The organism is Corynebacterium mendelii, from assembly GCF_017307055.1.
Taxonomy (GTDB): domain Bacteria; phylum Actinomycetota; class Actinomycetes; order Mycobacteriales; family Mycobacteriaceae; genus Corynebacterium; species Corynebacterium mendelii.
Map to the genome: position 1 here is coordinate 1 of NZ_JAFLEQ010000012.1, position 374 is coordinate 374.

1 protein-coding gene is annotated in these 374 nt (G+C 60.2%); it reads right to left on the minus strand.

What is annotated here, in order from left to right; all coding sequences use genetic code 11:
* Positions 1-344 (minus strand): YPDG domain-containing protein (locus JZY06_RS07095; protein ID WP_207278866.1); only part of this gene is annotated, 344 nt, incomplete at its 3' end.
* Positions 345-374: the final 30 nt, after the last annotated feature.

Sequence of the window (374 nt, forward strand, 5' to 3'; positions counted from 1 at the left end):
CCGACGATTTTTTCGTCGGCGTTGCTCACGCCGTCGCCGTCGGCGTCCGGGTCTTTGTCGTCCGGAATGCCGTCACCGTCAGCATCAGCCAGAGGACTGATAGTGACCGGGACGTCGACTGTGTCGGTGGAACCGTCCGGGTAGGTGACGATCACCGGGATTGTCACCGGACCCTGTGTTGCGTCGGTGCCGGAGGTCACTGTCACAGCACCCGTGGTCGGATCGACAACCGCTGTGACGTCTTTTTCATTGAATTTGGTGGAATCCAAAGCGAAGGTGGATTTTTCGGGCAGTGTGGTGTCCGCGTCATCCTTCGACGGGTCGGTGAAAGTGGGTGCGGCCACGGTGGCCACATTTGCTTTCCCGCCCTTGTC